General features: G+C 38.4%; 13 protein-coding genes. 1 reads left to right on the forward strand and 12 read right to left on the reverse strand.

The window, feature by feature from the left end; translation table 11 throughout:
• Window positions 1-65: 65 nt before the first annotated feature.
• From K319_RS0103345 to K319_RS0103400, 11 genes are all read right to left on the reverse strand, one after another.
• A complete protein-coding gene (locus K319_RS0103345) occupies window positions 66-1,115 on the reverse strand; it encodes a UDP-glucose--hexose-1-phosphate uridylyltransferase (RefSeq protein WP_027382338.1) in 1,050 nt (349 codons plus the stop codon).
• On the reverse strand, window positions 1,099-2,286 hold the full coding sequence (gene galK, locus K319_RS0103350; RefSeq protein ID WP_027382339.1) for a galactokinase: 1,188 nt from the start codon (window positions 2,284-2,286) through the stop codon (window positions 1,099-1,101). The genes K319_RS0103345 and galK overlap by 17 nt, the downstream gene beginning before the upstream one ends.
• Before the next feature lie 158 nt (window positions 2,287-2,444).
• Complete coding sequence (locus tag K319_RS0103355) at window positions 2,445-3,398, reverse strand: transketolase family protein (protein ID WP_027382340.1); 954 nt, start codon at window positions 3,396-3,398, stop codon at window positions 2,445-2,447.
• Between the two features lie 299 nt (window positions 3,399-3,697).
• Window positions 3,698-4,543, reverse strand: coding sequence for a transketolase (locus tag K319_RS0103365; protein WP_027382342.1), 846 nt, complete (start codon window positions 4,541-4,543; stop codon window positions 3,698-3,700).
• A gap of 4 nt (window positions 4,544-4,547) precedes the next feature.
• A complete protein-coding gene (gene fsa / locus K319_RS0103370; RefSeq protein ID WP_027382343.1) occupies window positions 4,548-5,201 on the reverse strand; it encodes a fructose-6-phosphate aldolase in 654 nt (217 codons plus the stop codon).
• A 297-nt stretch (window positions 5,202-5,498) separates the two neighbouring features.
• Window positions 5,499-7,529 carry an alpha-glucuronidase gene (locus K319_RS0103375; RefSeq protein ID WP_027382344.1) on the reverse strand — a complete coding sequence of 677 codons (2,031 nt, stop codon included), beginning with the start codon at window positions 7,527-7,529 and terminating at the stop codon, window positions 5,499-5,501.
• A gap of 176 nt (window positions 7,530-7,705) precedes the next feature.
• Complete coding sequence (locus tag K319_RS0103380; protein ID WP_027382345.1) at window positions 7,706-8,680, reverse strand: glycoside hydrolase family 43 protein; 975 nt, start codon at window positions 8,678-8,680, stop codon at window positions 7,706-7,708.
• 164 nt (window positions 8,681-8,844) lie between these two features.
• Entirely contained in the window at window positions 8,845-9,966 is a 1,122-nt protein-coding gene (locus K319_RS0103385) for an endo-1,4-beta-xylanase (protein ID WP_027382346.1), read from the reverse strand.
• Window positions 9,967-10,259: 293 nt separating this feature from the next.
• On the reverse strand, window positions 10,260-11,714 hold the full coding sequence (locus K319_RS0103390) for an MFS transporter (RefSeq protein ID WP_027382347.1): 1,455 nt from the start codon (window positions 11,712-11,714) through the stop codon (window positions 10,260-10,262).
• A gap of 220 nt (window positions 11,715-11,934) precedes the next feature.
• Window positions 11,935-13,848 carry a sialate O-acetylesterase gene (locus K319_RS0103395; protein ID WP_027382348.1) on the reverse strand — a complete coding sequence of 638 codons (1,914 nt, stop codon included), beginning with the start codon at window positions 13,846-13,848 and terminating at the stop codon, window positions 11,935-11,937.
• 27 nt (window positions 13,849-13,875) lie between these two features.
• Window positions 13,876-16,251, reverse strand: a complete 2,376-nt coding sequence (locus K319_RS0103400) for a glycoside hydrolase family 127 protein (RefSeq protein ID WP_027382349.1) — start codon at window positions 16,249-16,251, stop codon at window positions 13,876-13,878.
• A gap of 529 nt (window positions 16,252-16,780) precedes the next feature.
• Between K319_RS0103400 and K319_RS0103405 the strand changes: the two genes are divergently transcribed.
• Window positions 16,781-17,467 (forward strand): NUDIX hydrolase, encoded by a 687-nt coding sequence (locus tag K319_RS0103405; RefSeq protein WP_027382350.1) that lies wholly within the window; start codon window positions 16,781-16,783, stop codon window positions 17,465-17,467.
• A 2-nt stretch (window positions 17,468-17,469) separates the two neighbouring features.
• On the opposite strand, the gene K319_RS0103410 is transcribed toward K319_RS0103405, so the two are convergent.
• A complete protein-coding gene (locus tag K319_RS0103410) occupies window positions 17,470-19,377 on the reverse strand; it encodes a DUF294 nucleotidyltransferase-like domain-containing protein (RefSeq protein WP_027382351.1) in 1,908 nt (635 codons plus the stop codon).
• Window positions 19,378-19,381: the final 4 nt, after the last annotated feature.

Genomic DNA, 19,381 nt, shown 5'->3' on the forward strand with positions numbered 1-19,381 from the left:
TTTATAGAAAAATAGCTTAATTCCTCTATGATTAATAAAAGCTTTACAAAGATAAAACTATCTTTTTACTTGTCTTTATAATGATTTGTGGAAAGGTTTTTAAGGATTTCAGCACTTTGTTCAGGCGTAATATCGCGTTGTGGTTCAGCCAGCATTTCATAACCGACCATGAATTTTTTCACTTCCGCACTTCTCAGCAATGGCGGATAAAAATGCATATGGAAGTGCCACTCGGGGTGAGATTTCCCGTCGGTTGGCGACTGATGAATTCCGGCTGAATACGGAAATGAAATTTCAAAAAGATTGTCGTATTTCGTGGTTAAATCCTTTATGATGGATGCCAGAGACAATTTTTCAGCTTCAGAAAATTCTGTGAGACTTGCTATTTTACGCTTACTGATAATCATTGTCTCGTAAGGCCAGACTGCCCAGAAAGGAACTAATGCAACGAAATCATCATTGTCTAAAATTATCCTTTCATTAATTTCCAACTCTTTTTTCACATAATCTTCAAGAAGTGAAGCCCCGTTTTTCTCAAAATATTTTTTAAGATTTTCCTGTGTCCTTAAAACATTAGAAGGTACCGAAGATTGGGCCCAGATTTGCCCGTGCGGATGCGGATTGCTGCAACCCATAACCTGACCTTTATTCTCAAAAATCTGAACATGGTTGATATAATCTTCAAAACCCAGATCTTTATATTGTTCTTGCCAGACATCTACCACTTTTTTAATATCAGCAACTTCCATTTCCGGCAAGGTAAGACTATGATTTTCAGAAAAACAGATAACTCTGTTAATCCCGCGTTCCGGTTTTAATGAAAAAAAATCCGACCGTTCTTCAGAAAATTCAACATCATCTCTCATCAAAGAACCAAAATCATTTTCGAAAACAAAAACACCTTGATAATCAGGATTTTTATTACCATTTATACGTACATTTCCTGAACACAAGTAGCAATTCGGGTCGTGAGCGGGAAGTTTTTCTTCGGCAACTTTTTCGGTTTGTCCCTGCCAAGGTCGGTTGGCCCGTTGCGGGGAAACCAGAATCCACTCATCCAAAAGCGGATTATATCTTCTGTGAGGATGATTTTTTTGATTAAATGACGAATTCATTTCTTTTGTATTCATTGATTCCATCCGATATTTTTACATGGTACACCTTCATTTCGATGTCAAAATCTGCTTTGTATTTTGCACTGATATTTTTGATCACATCATCAACATTTTCATCTTTAATAAGATTGATGCTACATCCGCCAAAGCCGCCACCCATTATTCTCGCACCCAGAACGCCATTTTCCTTTAAAGTTTCTTCTACCATAAAATCCAGTTCTTCACAGCTTACCTCAAATTCTGTTGAAAGTCCGGAATGTGTTTCGACAAGAAGTTCTCCCAAACATTTCACATCGCTTTCTGACAAAGCTTTGGCAGCTTTTTCTACCCTTTTGATTTCCTTCAGAAGATAAAGACATCTTTTATAGGACAACTCTCCTATTTTTGTTCTCACTTCATCCAACATTGAAAAGCTGAAATCCCTGAATTTCTCTACTTCCGGGAATTTTTCCCACAATGCTTTCTTTCCGTTATCGACATCATTTCTCCTGTCATTGTAGCCGGAAGTCAGATGCGTATGCTTCACACAACTGTCAAAAAGCACCAGACTGTAACCTTCGATATTGGCTTCAAAATACTGATGTTCGAGAGAATTGCAATCGAGCAGTATCACCTGATGTTCTTTTCCGAAAACAGACGCAAACTGGTCCATAATTCCGCACTTTACACCAACAAAGGTGTGTTCAGATCTCTGACCGATAAGTGCCAAATCTTTTTTAGATAAACTCAGATCAAAAATCTGGTTGAGAATAAAGGCAAATCCGCATTCCAAAGCTGCCGAAGACGACAAACCAGAACCCATCGGAATCGTGCTGCTGAAGGCAATCTGCAGACCGCCAATTTCTTTACCAGTTTCTTGGATAGCATTGAAAACGCCAAGCAGATAATTGACCCAAGTCTGCGAAACCGGAGTTTGTTTTTGATGGATATTAAAACTGAAAGATTCATTAAAATCTTTCGCAAAAAAAGTACATGTTTCTGAGTCATCCATCTTTTTCACAGCAAAACAAATATGTTTGTCGATGGCCGCAGGAAGTACAAAGCCATCGCTGTAATCAACGTGTTCGCCAATAATATTAATTCTTCCGGGAGCCAGAAAAAAATGTTCCGGCTCAGATTGAAAGGCTGATTGAAAAGCCTCTCTGGTATGTTTGATTAATTTCTCCTGCATAGATGACTGCAATTTATGGCTTTTTTATAATATATTTTGGCTAAAGCCAATTTAATTATTCATATTAAAAACGGGCTAAAGCCCATTTCTATTAATATTTTAATATGTTTAAACAGCGTTTACGTATTTGTACTAATAATCGATATTTAAAAAAATAATTACTTTCTTTTCATCACTTTTTTTACGGCTTCAACGATGTCATTGGCAGTCAATCCGTATTTTTCCATCAGTTGGTCAGGCGTTCCGCTTTCTCCGAAACTGTCGTTTACCGCAACATATTCCTGAGGTGCAAGATATTCTGTAATCAGAAGCTGTGCAACGCTGTCACCCAATCCGCCTAATCTGTTGTGTTCTTCCGCAGTAACTACACAACCTGTCTTTTTAACGGAATTAAGAATAGCTTCTGAATCTAAAGGTTTGATAGTGTGAATGTTGATAATTTCCGCATCTATGCCCTGCTCTTCCAGAATTTCTCCGGCTTTGATCGCTTCCCAAACCAAATGACCCGTTGCTATAATTGTTACATCTTTTCCTTCATTCACCATCCAGGCTTTCCCGATTTCAAATTTCTGATTTTCATCGGTAAAAACTGGAATTACCGGTCTTCCGAATCTTAAATAAACCGGGCCTTCGTAATCTGCAATCGCAATGGTTGCCGCCTTGGTCTGGTTGTAATCGCAGGTATTGATGACCGTCATTCCGGGAAGCATTTTCATCAATCCGATATCTTCGAGAATTTGATGCGTTGCGCCGTCTTCACCTAAAGTTAAGCCAGCGTGGGAAGCACAAATTTTCACATTTTTTCCGGAGTAAGCAACCGACTGGCGAATCTGGTCGTACACTCTTCCTGTAGAAAAGTTGGCAAATGTTCCTGTGAACGGAATTTTGCCTTCCGTTGCCAAACCTGCGGCCATTCCAATCATATTGGCTTCTGCGATTCCGACCTGGAAGAATCTTTCCGGTGCTTTTTCGATGAATTTTTCAAATTTTAATGAGCCAATCAGGTCAGCGCAAAGTCCGACAACATCGGGATTTTTATCGGCCAATTCTGCCATTCCGGCTCCGAATCCGCTTCGGGTATCTTTTTTTTCTGTGTAGGTATATTTTTTCATTTGATTAATTTTAATTGATGGATTTACCATTCATTACGTTTTCCATAGGTTTTACCTACGGCTACTGATATTGAACCCTTCGGGTTTTTTAAAAACATTAATTTAAACAGCGAATCTATCTCCACTTTATTATTTTTTTTTTGAATCGATGAATCTCGTTCCTCGATTTCTCGCAGCCCGGCTTGAGTGGAGCTCTTTTTGTGACATTGCGCGTTGTAACGTTCTATGGATTGCTTCACTTCGTTCGCAATGACACAAAAAAGCGGGAACGGAAGACGGATTAAGCTGCCCAAATTATTTTAATAATCTCCCAAAGTTTCTTCTAATTGGTCTAATGCTTTTGCCAGTTGCTCGTCATTCGGTGCTTTTCCGTGCCACGCGTGAGTTCCCATCATATAATCGACGCCGTGTCCCATTCCGGTTTTCAACAAGATACAAATCGGCTGACCTTTCCCTGCTAATGATTTGGCTTCATCCAGAACGCTCAGAATTTCTTCCATATCGTTTCCGTTTTCTACTTCAAGAACTTTCCAGTCAAAAGCTTCGAATTTGGTTTTCAGATTACCTAATGAAAGGACTTTTGAAGTCGGGCCATCAATCTGCTGACCGTTGTAATCGACCGTTGCGATGAGATTGTCAACTTTGTTATGAGAAGCATACATAATGGCTTCCCAGTTCTGCCCTTCCTGCAATTCGCCATCACCGTGAAGGCTGAAAACGAGATTCGGGTCTTTATCTAACTTTTTTCCGACAGCGTGACCGATGGCAACGGACAAACCTTGTCCCAATGAACCCGAAGCTATGCGAACTCCGGGAAGATGCTCGTGCGTTGTCGGATGCCCTTGTAATCTGGAATTCAGTTTTCTGAAAGTGGCCAGCTCAGATTTGTCGAAATAGCCTGCGTGCGCCAAAACACTATAAAAAACTGGTGAAATATGGCCGTTGGAAAGGTAAAAAACATCTTCGCCTTTTCCTATCATATCGAAGCTTTCTTTTCTTTTCATCGCATCAAAATAAAGAGCTACAAGAAAATCTGTGCATCCTAATGAACCTCCCGGATGTCCCGACTGACAGGCGTGAACCATTCTTACAATATCTCTTCTGACCTGAGAAGCAATACTTTTTAGTTTTGAAATATCGTGCATATTTTTATTGCATTTTTTGTGAGTCTTTGATGAACTGCTCCAGACCGCTTGCTGTTAAAGGATGATTAAGCAAAGACAAAATCGGTGGCAGTGGACAGGTCACGACATCGGCGCCGATTTTCGCACAGTTGATGATGTGCATTGCGTGACGGACAGATGCCGCAAGAATCTCGGTTTCAAAACCATAATTATCAAAAATGGTTCTGATTTCCTGGATTAAATGAAGACCATCCGTGGAAACATCATCCAGCCTTCCTAAGAATGGAGAAACGTAAGTTGCTCCTGCTTTTGCTGCTAAAAGAGCCTGTCCGGCTGAGAAAATCAGGGTACAGTTGGTACGGATTCCTTTTTGCGAAAAATATTTGATGGCTTTGATTCCGTCTTTGATGATGGGAACTTTTACCACGATATTCGGATGAATTGCTGCCAATTCCTCGCCTTCTTTTATCATTTCTTCATAAGTTGTGGAAAGGACTTCTGCCGAAATATCCCCGTCTACAATTTCACAAATGTCTTTGTAATGCTTCAAAATAGCTTCTTTTCCGCTGATTCCTTCTTTTGCCATCAGGGACGGATTGGTTGTAACGCCATCAAGGATTCCCAAATCCTGAGCTTCTCTTATCTGCTCCAAGTTGGCAGTGTCGATAAAAAATTTCATATATAGATTTTTATTTGTTATTAATTATTTTACTCGTTATTAGTTTTAGTTATTAGATTTGAATATTTCATTATTTTCAGTACTCTGTTTGTCATTCCGCAGGAATCTAAACTGCTTTATTTTGGCTCTGTTGAAATTCCTACGGAATGACAAACGAGCTGTTAAGAAATATGATTATAATTCATTAAAGTTAAACGATTTTATTTAAGTGTTAAAATTACACTTAATTGATTAAAAAAACAACTCCCTGTCTTAAAAAGATTCAGAAAGTTATTTGTTTAAGTTTAAATAGATTGTTTAATTGTGATGTCCCATATTGAGCTTGATTTTTTTTAAATTTTCAAGCTGGTGAACAGGTTTTTCAATATCAGACGGAATTGGCGTTTTTGAGAATGTTTGAAAATATAAAAGACACGCATCCTTCCACCAAACGGCATCTTCAGCCTGAATCTTTAATTTATCCTGAACCTCTGAAAATCTCTCCGCATCCACGTAAGGTTTTACCGATTCCCAGGCTTTTTGATAAGCTCTGACATCCCGAACTCCCGAATCATATTTATAGCACAACTCATCCCAAAGGGTTTTTCCGTCTATCATCCTGTAATCCCAAGGAACGTGATGGAACCATAGAATCAAATTTTCTGGAGTTGTTTTAATGTTATTATAGATTTCGTTAAGCGGCGGAAAATATTGCGAAACGGCATTGCTTCCCGTTTTTGTTCTATCGAATCCGATTCCTTCTGCATTAGCCTGATGATAATAAACCGGCGACCAGTCAGGTCTTCCTCCTTTATAATCGCCCCAAGGTTCAGGACCGTAATGGTGTCCGCCGGCAAAAATGTGGTGAAGACCAAGCGGCATCATATAATCTACGGCAGTTTCGCGTGAAGTAAGCATTATTTCTTTGACCGGATTTACGAAGTTTTTATCATCCGTAAAAGTCATTTTAATCCATTCATCTGCAATCTGTTCTGATGACAAATCGTGATTCCAGGCTAAACGTCCGAAAGCGTACCAATTGGCCTGTGCAAAGTGATGTCCCGTCCAGTTTTTATCTTCTCCGATGTTAGCAACTGCTGAAATCGCTGTCAGTTTTGCTGGTCTTAAAGTTCCGTCTGTAATCTTTGCTATCGTAGAACCCTTTCCGTCCGAAAAAGTATCGCTGTCCAAAGTTTCTTTGAATAACGGGGCAAGATAAACCAGATGATTGGCCTGTCCCAAGTATTCCTGGGTAATTTGAAATTCGACCATTTCAGAAGTTTTTCTCAATGCCCCGAATAGCGGATTGAATGCTTCTCTCGGCTGAAAATCTATGGGTCCGTTTTTAATCTGAATAATAACATTATCCCTGAATTTTCCATCTAAAGGAACAAATTCCAAATGCGCCTGTTTCGCACGGTCTTCTTTGCTTGGACTGTAAACAAATGCTCTCCACATCACGATTCCGCCATAAGGTTTCAAAACATCTGCCATCATATTCGCTCCGTCTGCGTGGGTTCTTCCGTAATCCTGCGGTCCGGGCTGTCCTTCCGAATTGGCTTTTACTAAAAATCCTCCGAAATCAGGAATCAGTTTATAAATTTCTGCAGCCTTGTCTTTCCACCATTTCTGAACATCCCGATTCAACGGGTCTGAATTCTGTAATCCACCCAAAACTTTTGGTGAAGAAAAATTGACAGACAGGTAAACTTTGATTCCGTAAGGTCTGAAAATATCGGCTAAAATTTTGACTTTTTTAAGATAATCTTCACGAAGCATATTTGGTGAAGCATTCACATTATTCAATACTGTTGCATTGATTCCGATGGATGCGTTGGCTCTTGCATATTCTTCGTATCTCGGAGAAAGTTTATTAGGTAAGTCTTCCCACTTCCAAAGCGAATGACCGGCATAACCACGTTCAATGGTTCCGTCGAGATTGTCCCAATGGTTGAGAATTCTTACGTCATAGGAAGGTTTTTCTTCAAGTTTCAGATTAGAAAAATTGGCTTTTTGCTGCTGTAAATTCAACAACTGATAGCTCCCGTACAGCAATCCTAAGTCTGTTTTTGCCAAAACGCTGATTTTTTTCGGAGTAGAAACGATTTTGTATCCGTCTTTAAAATTTTCCGGAAATCTGTCAATCTTTAAATCAACGGCTTGTCCTGTCCAATGTTGGTTCAGTTCCTTTTTGGCGATTTCAATAGTCGGACTTTTACTGTTTGAATTGACAATATTTCTTGGCTTTGGATTTACCGGATATCTTAGCCATAACTGACTTCCGTCTTCGGCAAAAGCCATTAACGGAATGATTAAAAACAGTAATATGTAATGTCGGAAATGTTGCATTATTTTAAATTTTTGCTTTAAATTCCATAGGTTTTACCTACACCTATTGATATTGAACCCTTCGGGTTCGGTCTTTATCTTTAATATTCCATAGGTTTCACCTACGGCTACTTTTGTTGAACCCTTCGGGTTCTCTTTAATGAAAACATTTTAAGAATCAATAACATATTAAGGGTTTACTCATTGTCTTCCAATCCTTCAATAGTTTTGATTTTACCGTCGTTATCATATTCAATTTCGACAACCTTCATACTTCTCAGCCACGTTCTTCCACCACTCGGAACAGAATCGTGGAAGAACAGATACCATTTTTCTTTAAATTCCACAATGCTGTGATGCGTGGTCCAACCCACAACAGGCGTTAATATTTCACCCTGGAAAGTGAACGGTCCATAAGGATTATCACTTATTGCGTAACAAATCAAATGGGTGTCTCCCGTGGAATATGAAAAGTAATATTTTCCGTCGTATTTATGCATCCAGGATGCTTCAAAAAAACGATGCTTATCGCCGTGAAGCAAAGGATTTCCGTTTTCGTCAATTATTAAAACATCTTTCGGCTCTTCTCCAAATTCCAGCATATCATCACTTAACATTACTACTTTTGATGAAATGGCAGGCTCATTATCGGCAGGAAGAATGGCAGATTCCAATGCTTTGTTATTTCTGTAGCGTTGTAATTGTCCGCCCCAGATTCCGCCGAAATACATATAATGCTTTCCGTTATCCTCAAAAAGACAAGGGTCTATGCTGTAACTTCCCATCATCGGATGTTTTTCAGGAACGAACGGTCCGTAAGGTTTATCGCTCACCGCAACACCGATTCTGAAGATGTCGTTTTTGTCCTTCAAAGGGAAATACATATAATATTTGCCATTTTTAAAAGCCACATCGCAATCCCATAACTGTCTTCCCGACCAGGGAATATCCTTTACCGAAAGAACAACACCGTGGTCTATAACTTCACCATTTTCCACATCATCAAGAGAAAAAACGTGGTAATCGTTCATATCGAAATGGTCGCCGTTGTCATTTTCTTCGATTCCACTTTCACGGTCGTGTGATGGATAAATGTAAAGTTTTCCTTCAAAAACGTGTACGGAAGGATCTGCCATATAATCGCTTGGGAAAAGATATTTTGTTTTGTTCATTGTTTAGATTTTAGATAATAGACTGATAGATGATAGATTTGTTTAATTTTATTTCTCGCAGATTTTTTCAGATTTCGCAGATTATTCCAATAAAAATCTGCTCAATTCGCTAAATCTGCGAGATAATATTTTTAAATCTTAAAACTTTAAAAGCTTTTTCGAGATTATTTTTCTTTTGTTAATTGAATGATTTTCTCAACGACAGGTTTTGCCTGGTAATTCCTGTCAAATGGCAACGGATAATCGGTTCTTCCTTTTACCGGAAAGTCATTTTTCCAGGATTGATTGTCGGTAACGCCCCACAATGTCACCCGTCTTATTTTATCCTGATGTTTCAGGAACAGTCTGAAAAAATCCAGATAACGGTTTTCCCATTCTTTCGTCACATTTTCAGGTAATCCTTTGGTGTAAGGATTCATTTTGGCTTCGTATTCTACTTTGTCGGAGACATTCGCAGAAGTTCCCCACGGAGAAGGCAGTGCGCTGATTTCCATTTCGGTAACATTGATTTTTACGCCTGCTGCAGCATAATCAACGATTGCTTTTTCGTATTCTTCAAGTTTCGGATTGTCTAATCCAACGTGGGTCTGCATTCCAACGCCATCGATGCGGATTCCTCTGGATTTCAAATCTTTGACGATTTTGGTAACGGTTTTTACTTTTTCCGGAAACCATTCGTTGTAATCGTTGTAATAGAGTTCGGCATTCGGGTCAGCTTCCTGCGCATATTGGAAAGCGAGCGGAATAAATTCTTCGCCCAGAATTTCGTAAAATTTGCTTTTGCGATACGTTCCGTCTTCCATAATGGCTTCGTTTACCACATCCCAACCTTTTACACGGCCTTTGTATCTGCCGACCAACGTTGAAATATGGCTTTTCATTCTCTGTCTCAGAACTTCGGGTGAAACATCTTTTCCGTCCTTGTCTACGAAAAACCATCTTGGTAATTGTGAATGCCAAATCAAGGTATGACCGATGATGAACATTTTGTTTTTCTCTCCGAATTCTACAAATTTGTCCGCATCGCCAAAGAAAAACTGCCCTTCCTGAGGTTGGATAAACATTGATTTCATACAGTTTTCTGCAACAATGGAGCTGAATTGCTTCTTGATGATTTCATCCGATTTTACATCGGTACCGTCAATTTGCGGAAGGCTCATTGCGGTTCCGATGTAGAATTTATTTTTGTAGGCATCTTTCAGGGAATCTTTTGAGGATGCCGAACTTGCTGTTTTGCAGGAAACGGTCAAGGCTAAAACTCCTAATAATGCGGCTATTTTTTTCATTGTTAATTTTTTTTAATTCTTCGTGAAACCTTAACAGGTCGCCTCTACGAGGCTTGATGGCTTATCTTATATATTGGCTATTAACAGTTCGCTCCTACGGAGCTTTTGCTATTTTTATTTTCTTTATTAAAATTCTAAATCTAAAGAATGACCAATATTGTATTTAAGGGTAAAATTTGTTTTTATGCTGAATCTCGCAGCCCGGCTTGAACGGAGCTCTTTTTGTGGAGCAAAGCGGAACAAAAAAGCGGGAGTGGAAGACGGATTAAGCTGCCCAAATAATCAAACCTATATTAATCTTCTTTTTTTCTTCTTTCTTTGAGTTCCTGTTCGATTTGGGTTTCCATTTTTTTGTTGATTTCGTAGAACATTAATAATCCACAGGCCGCAAAGAACGGAATAGCCGGAAAAATACTGACCAGCATCTGAGCGCCATTTGCAACGGATTCTGGCTGGATAACGTTTTCGGTTCCTTCGGATGAAATATAGCCGTAATGACCAATAATGGAAGAAACCAATGAGCTTCCGATGCTCAACCCTACTTTTAGTCCAACCATCATCGCGGAAAAAATAATTGCTGTGGCGCGTCTGTTGTTTTTCCATTCGGAATAGTCGGCGACATCGGCAATCATTGCCCAAAGCAACGGTGTGCTGATTCCGTAGAAAAAGCCATGAAGGATTTGCGAAAGGAACATCAATCCTACCGATTTTGGCGGATAAAAGATGAATGCAACAATAAATAAAGTTGAAATGAACAATGATGCAATGAACGCATCTCTTTTCCCGTATTTATCGGCAAATCTTTTTGAGAAGGTAATCCCAACAATCATCATAATGATTCCGCCGGCATTGAAGAGCCCGAAACCTGCTGAACGAGGGTCTTCACCGAAGAAATTCATTCCGATGGAACTGAAAAATGCAGTAATCGGCGAAATGAAATTTTTCAAAGAAGTTTCATCGACATAATTGTTGAAATAATAAACGTACGAACCGCCTTTCATTGCCAAAGTAATGAAAATCAAGGCTGTAACTACCAACATTATTATCCAAGGCTTGTTTTTCTTTAAGTCTTTTAAATCGGCTCCCAAAGAGGATTCCTGCTCCGGTTTTGGAATGACTCTTTCTTTGGTGGTGAAAAATGTGATGAGCAACATAATCGTTCCGATAATCGCTAACCAGGTCATCACAATTTCGATTCCGGCTGCTTTGTCACCTTTCCCTGCCGATAAAATTATTGGCAACATAAATACCTGAACGAAAAACTGTGCAAACATCACCGCCACAAAACGGTAAGAGGAAATACTGTTTCGTTCGCCCATATCGCCTGTAATCACGCCGCTCAGTGCTGCGTAAGGTAAATTATTAGCTGCGTACAAGAGTAATAAAATTGTGTAAGTTGCTGCTGCATAAATCATTTTCCCCTGATACGAAAAATTGGGTGTGCTGAATGCAAAAAGTGCTGCTGCACCCAACGGAACGGCAGAAAATAAAATCCACGGACGGAATTTCCCCCATTTGGTTCGTGTTCTGTCTGCCAAAGCGCCGACCAGCGGATTGAACCCAAAACCGGCAATGAGCCCGACAATCAAAGTAATGATGGAGGCGTCTTCCGGCTTTAATCCGTAGATATCGGTGTAAAAATAAGCTAAGTAAGTCACCAAAGTCTGGAAAACCAGATTGGCCGCTAAATCTCCCAAACTGTAGCCGATTTTTTCAACGACAGGTATTTTCTGAGATGGATTGTTCATATAGTTTATGGTTGTTTTTTATTGAGATAAATAGATGATAGACTGATAGATGAAAGGTTTTTTAAACATTAAGAATTTAAGAGGCTTAATTTTTCTTAAATAAAATTGACTTGTTAATTTCTTAAAATTTTTACTTATTATTAAATTTCTTAAATCCTTAACGTTTAAATAAATTAGAAATAAACAAGTTTATTTAAAATTAAGTAATTTAAGCCTTTAGTTATTCCGTTGTGAAAGGCGATGCGGGAAGTCCGGTTTTGCTTTTCAGGTTTCCATCGGGATTGTCTGCCCAGTCGTAACGGACTGCAACTGGATTTGTTACCGAGTCATTCCAAACCACAATTGTTTTTCCTTCGATTTTTGCTTTTGCCCAAGCCCATTTTCCTTCGGCATTTTTAATGGCAAAACCTTTCAATTCTGAAACTGGCGCAAAATCATCGGTTCCTTTTTTGAAAGTAAGAACGATTTTATTTCCGTCAACTTTCATCGACTGATAAACCGGGCCGTCTGCAACGATGTTTTTTCCGTAAGCCAGTTTCATCGCCTGCAAAGCCAGCCTGTCTCCCACTGTTTTTTTATCCAGCGGATGAATGTCATTCCATTCTCCTATGTCGATGATTACTGCAAGTCCGGCATTCGGAACTTGTAATGAAACTTTACGCTGCTGGTCTCTGAGTTCCGCCCAGTTGCTTTCTATCGGCTGTGCTTTTGACTCCATAAAATTAGCCAGCTGAACGGTGATAAACGGCATTTCTTTGTTATTGAATTTGTTTCTCCAGTCTGTAATCATTGTCGTCAGTAAATCGCCGTATTCTTTTGGTTTTCCGGTGTTGCTTTCGCCTTGGTACCAAATGGCGCCTTTGATATTATAATTGATGAGCGGATTAATCATTGCATTGTACAATCCGGTCGGTTTCCAGCGGATGAAAGTAGTTCCGGGAGCCATTTTTTCCATTTTAGCACCGATTTTATATTTCCATTCGGATTTTAAATCGATTTTATTACCATCAATTTCAAGATAATAAGGTTTATCGGCGATGAACTGCCCTTTTCCGCTACCGTTGGAAACTCTCACAGCAATGACGTTTTTACCTTCTTTCAAAACTCCTGCTGGAACGTCGTACCAACGTGGCGGATATTCATAGGTTACATTTCCGACTTTTGTTCCGTTGATGTATGTCACATCAGCATCTTTGATTCTACCAAGGTTTAAAAATGCAGGTTTTCCTGCCTGATTTTTGGTTAAATTAATTTCTTTTCTGAACCAAACCGAGCCTTCAAAAGAACCTTCTTTATCTTCCCAGGAACCTGGAATTTGCATCGTTTTCCAATCAGAATCGTCTAGGTCGAAATTTTCCCAATGTTGATTTAATCCGATATCGCTTTGGTCGAGTTCCGTGTACCAGGCTTTGCTCAAGGCCTGTTCGCCGGATTCGGTAGATTTTATTAAATCATCATTTTGCCATTTTTTGGCTTCGTCCAGATATTCAGGGTATTTTTTCAGAGAATTTTCATCCATCCAAGCCTGAATCGGAGAACCGCCTAAACTGGAGTGAATAATTCCTACCGGAACTTTATTTTTCTCGCTTAAATCTTTAGCAAAAAAATAAGCTACACCAGAGAAATTCAGAATCGTTTGTGGATTTGTTGCTTCCCATTTTCCGCCATCAAGCTCAGTTTGAGGTGACTTAAAATTATATTTTTGAGGAACAGTAAAAAACCTGATGTTCTGATTATTTGCATTTTTGATTTCGTCAGCATAAAGCGGAGTCAGTCTGCGCATCGGCAGTTCCATATTCGATTGTCCGGAAGCGAGCCAAACGTCGCCGATGAGAATATCTTTCAATGTAATTTCATTGATGGTCATCGTGTAAGGACCTCCGGCTTTCTGCTCCGGAAGTGTGATTTTCCAGTTTCCGTTTTGGTCGGCAGTGGTTTTATAATTTTTATTGAGGAATTTCACTTCCACTTTTTCTCCAACATCGGCTTTTCCCCAAACATTCAGTTTTTGGTTACGCTGCAAAACCATTCCGTCTGAAACCAGTGCCGGAAGTTTGATTTTGGCTTCAATAAAGGAAATGCATAATAAGCCTACGCATAAAATTAATATTTTAAAAAAGATTCTGTTTTTCATAGTGAATTTGAATTCTGCAGTTTACTTTTAGTTTTTATCTGGCATTTGGGTCAGTAATCTTACTTCAATGATTTTCGGGGTCAAAGATTTTTCATTTGTATTAAATTTTACATTAAGAATATCTTTTCTACTTTCAGATTCAGGAATCGGGATTAATAATGATTGCGGAGAACTGCCCATTTTTCCATCGAAATTTTTAGAAATCGCTTTCATTCCATTGATTTCTACATTCAAAGTTCGGTTATTGTTGGCATCAAAATAAATAAGATAAAGGTATTTCGCATTCTTATCTTTGTTTCTCATCTGGTAGCTGAACCAGCCTTTTGCCTCACGGAAATGGCGGTCTTCCATATATCCGGTGTTGGAATCTTTGCTGTCGATGAAATGGTCGGATTCCGGCTGCTGCTCACCAAGTTGGATTTTATCGGTTGTGATATTATCCAGTTTTCTGATTTCCTCTTCTTCTTTGGCTTTCTGTTTCTGAATCATTTCGATTTTATCCTGATTCGCCTGAGGAAAATAAATAATGTAACGTTCTTCCTGGATTTTATAAAACGGAACCAACTTCAATCCGTTACTGAACTTATTTTGAGGATACAATCCTTTTAATCTGAAAGTCAAACCCTTATCATTCACCGTTTCCAAATGGCTTAAAACCGAATCTGAACTTCCCAAAATGGTAGGAATTTCATTCAAAGGAATTTGTGGTCCGTGCGCGATATGTCCGCCTCTGCTGTCATCGGCAAAAAGTCCGTCCTGATTTTCCTTGCCGTATTTTGCCGCCAAAACTATCGGACCATATTTGAAGGCAAAATAATCCGAATGGTCAGGAAGCTGTTCTGCGGAAAGGTGCATTGGCATTTTCATTTCGATAACGTCTCCTTTCTTCCATTTTTTATTAATGGTAAAATAACCTTCGGCATCAACCGTAACATTGATATTTTTGCCATTTACTGAAATGGTAATTTCAGAAGCATTTGCCCATTCCGGTGCTCTTAATTTTAAATTTAAATTTGATTTCGGAGCAACATCAAAAAATAATTTTGTCGATGGATTTTCAGGGAAATTATTTTCCTGTCTCAGAACCAATTTCTTTTCAGACCATTTTAAAATGGAAGGAATAAACAAATTCACGTATAAATCTTCATCAGAATAAGCATAAATCATTTCACCATATTTGGCTTGATTTTCCATTCCTGAACCTACACAACACCAAAAGCTGGTTTCCGGCTGAGAATAAACCCTGTAATGACCCGGACGCATCGGTGTAAAATACACAAAACCGCCTTTTTCAGGATTTTGTGTGGAAAGAATATGATTGTACAAAGCTCTTTCGTAATAATCTACATACGACGATTTTGGATTGGTCGCATACAATTCTTTGGAAAGTTTCAGCATATTATATGTATTGCAGGTTTCGGGTCCTTCAATACTTTTAATCATTCCGCTGAAATCATTGATGGGATTAAAATGCTCACTCACACTGTTTCCACCAATAATTGCTGACCTTTTTTGGGTAACATTGGTCCAGAAAAAATCGGCGGCATTGCTCCAATCTTTGTTATTTTCCAAATCTGCAATTCTTTTGAAACCAATCACTTTCGGAATCTGCGTATTAGCGTGGATTCCTGTGAGTTTATCTTCCTGAATCAATAATGGGTTTAAAATGGCAAGATGTGAAAAACGATGGGCAAGTTTGAGATATTTCGGATTTTTTGTGATGTCGTACACGTCGGCAAAAACTTCATTCAGACCGCCGTGCTCACTGCGAAGCATATCCTGAATCTGTTCATCGGAAAGTCCGGAAACTTCATCAGCCATCCAATCAGTGAGCTTTATCAGCATTCTTTTTGCTTTCTCGTTGCCTGCATACCAATAGGCATCGCGTAAACCCGAGTAAATTTTGTGAATATTATACAGCGGAACCCAGCGGTCATTCAAACCGAAAGTTGCGGCACGAATGTTTCCGTCAGCAATTTCTCTCCATATTTTTTTACCGTTTGGAACCCCGGAAAGATACCCATTTCCTGAAAGATTCTGGCATCGTTCCAATTCATCAATCATATACTCCAAACGTTGCTTGATTTTTGCATCGCCTGTGGAAGCGTACATCAACGCCAACGCAGAAATATAGTGTCCTCCGATATGACCGTCCAATCCAGTATTTTCCCAGTTTGGATAATTTTCTTTTTTTGGTTTCAATCCTGCTTCTTTCAGATACGGCGCAAGAAGCCGGTCTACATCCATCGACAAGATATATTTCTCATCTGTTTGCATCGCTTTGCTGAAAACACTTTCGGACAGATGAACCTTATTGAGCGGAAAGTAGCTAACATTTTTCTTTACCTGCCCAAAAGCAAGCGAAGTAAAGCCTAAAAATAATATCAGTGATTTCTTGTTCATTAATAAATGTTATTTCTACATTTCTAAAATAAAAGAAAGTATCTATATGGCAAACAATTTTCATTATTTAGAAATAAATCCTATTGAAAAAGCATTTTTCAGGCAACAAAAAAATGTTTAAAAAAGTTTCACCTTATCATAAAAAACAAGATTAGACAAACCATAGAATATCAATTAAATAAATGTAATTTATACATTATCAAAATAGATAGAGTGGGTTTCTAAAAAACAATAAAAATTTAAATTTATACTTATCGTATTTTAAATAATATGTCGAATAAATTTTCAACTTAAATCCAAGATGAAAATTTAACACAATTTTAACATTATATTCACATAGGATACATAGTAATTTCAGCAAATAAATTGTCGAAACGATGAACACAATTCCCCAAAACACTTCCTAAAATCAACAAATCATTAAAAAAAATAGTTAGAACATAAAAATAAAGTGTCTAACATACATTTATTTATTTTTCATATTAGAATCTATTTCAAAACCTTTAACTTTGTATAAAATCATTTTTTGATGGAAGAGAATTATCTTAATTATCCCAAACATCTTGTTGCAGTTGACTGCATTATTTTCGGTTTTGACGGAGAAAATCTGAAAATCCTTCTGGTACAAAGAAATTTCGAGCCTAAAAAAGGAGAATGGTCTCTGATGGGCGGGTTTGTTGATGATAAAGAAAGTTCTGACCAAGCCGCAAACCGTGTCCTGAATACATTGACCGGACTAGAAAACATCTACCTTGAGCAGCTGAATACCTACACCGAAATCGACCGTGAGCCGACAGCCAGAATTATGTCGATTTCGTATTATGCTTTAATTAATATTCAGGATAATATCCAGATCAATGAAAAATACAGCGCTAAGTGGTTTGATCTGAAAAACAGTCCGGACCTTATTTTTGACCACAACGCAATGGTGAAAGATGCCGTTTTGAGATTGAGAAGAAGAGCTACGACAAGGCCAATCGGTTTTGAACTGCTGCCTGAAAAATTCACAATGAAAGACCTACAGAATCTTTACGAAGCTATTTTTGACGAAAAATACGACAAAAGAAATTTTACCAGCAAAATCAATGCTTTGGATGTATTGTTAAAAACCAGCGAAAAAGATATGAGCTCGTCTAAAAAAGGTTCTTTTCTGTACACTTTTGATGAAAAAAAATACAATAAGAAAATCGCGGAAGGGTTTATGTTCAAGATTTAAACTTAAAAACTTCCTGTAAATTTCACTTTGATTCCCATCTGGAAATTGGCAATGGTTTTGAAGATTTCGATTAAAGTGATCCGCTCTATTTTGGTAAGTTTACTGATTTCGATATAATTATCAGGACGTTTTTTATCAATGTTAATCTGATTTGCCTGATTTTTTAGCCGAAGTGCCATCAGATAATAGTAAGACTGATGCATTTCATTGTATTGATGCTGGGTGAAAACTCCGATTTCCGTCAACTTTTTCATTCTCTCGCCTGTATTTTCTATTTCCAGCTGATTTTTCAATGCATAAACACGAAGCAAGTCAACAATTGGAGACATCGCAGTCTTAATATCAAAAACCTCTGATTTCCCGATGGTCTGGGTTTTAATTCTTTTCAAAAAAGTCAAAGGTGGTTCGTACTGTAGAGCATTTTTAGCAATATGGGCAAAAAACAGATGATTGGGCGAAACCAGCTTTTCCTTGATAAAAGTTTTCAGTTCTTTCACAATAGTTTCTTCGCCATAAATAAAACGGAAATCGAAAAATGTGGAAAGCTTCATTGCGGTTTCCGGTACAGGTTCTTCAATCCATTGGTTGTAATTTCTTTTCCAGTGAGAAAGAGAATGCGTCCATTGGGGATTGCTTGCCATAAAATTACCTTTGCAGTATTCAAACCCAATTGTATTGAGATCATCCGAAACTTTTTTGGCAAAATCCAGAAAATATTCCCTTACCATTTCACGTTGTTCATTGGCTTTATCTTCATAGATAATTCCATTGTCCTGGTCGGTGCTGAGTGTCTGTTCTTTCCGACCTTCGCTTCCGGTAACAATAAACGCAAATTTCGCGGGAGGTTTTCCTATTTGTTTGATCACTTTTTCTATTACTTTTCCGGTTATTGTATCGGCAATAGTAGTAATGACCTGACTGGCAATTTCACCGTGTACTCCCCTACCCAAGAGTTGGGTGATAATATCCGGAACCTGTTTCCATTTTTTTTGCAGCTCTTCTATACTTTCAGCCTGTTTTACAGATTGGATAAAAACAAGCGGACTTTGTCCCTGCTCACTCAACAGACGATTTCTGCTCAGAAAGCCTAGATATTCACCCTTATCTTTTATGAGAAGATATCTTGATTTAGTTTTAAACATCATCAGAATCGCTTCATAGAGATAAGCATCGCTGGAAATACTTACAATGGGATTATCCATCACCTCAGAAATTGCAATCCTGGAATCCAGGCAGCGGGCGATAACATTATCACGCAAAGTAATATCTGTTGCATAGCCAATAATCTCCTCACTTGCTGACTTTTTCACAAAGATGCAACTTACCTTATTGGCAGCCATTATTTGAGCTACCTCAAAAACAGGGGTACTTTCTTCGCAGGAAACGATACTTTTATAGGTAATTCCTTGTATTTTTCTAGAATAAAGCTGGTCGGCTGCAAAATAACTTTCTTCAAACGTGGCAGGCGTTTTCACAAAATGAGAAAATTCTTCATCCAGCATTTTTTTACCGAAATCTGAAGTAAAATAGTGGAAAAAATCTTCATACGCATTACACAATTCATAGAATTCCTTTTTGGGTAGCGTGTAAACAACAGTTCCCTTTTTGGCTATAGCCGATTTCAGTGCACGTACTCTGTTCAGAACCACTGAAATTCCGCCAAAGCAATACGGGGAATGGTGTCTGGAAATACATCTTTTGTCTTCTGCTGCGTCGAAAAAAAATGTTTCGTATTCTCCTGATTCAATAATATCCACACCTTTCATCTCTGTCACTTCCTGTCTGTAAACCAACGTATCTTTTGAAAATTCCGTTTTTGTAAATGTTTCCGAGATTTCCGCAAGAACGGTTTCAGGTAAAAGATGAAAAGGTTTTGTTATCTTTAAAAGTGAAATAATTTTTTCCTGCATACTG

The sequence above is a fragment of the Epilithonimonas caeni DSM 17710 genome (assembly GCF_000426465.1).
In the GTDB taxonomy this organism is placed as follows: domain Bacteria; phylum Bacteroidota; class Bacteroidia; order Flavobacteriales; family Weeksellaceae; genus Epilithonimonas; species Epilithonimonas caeni.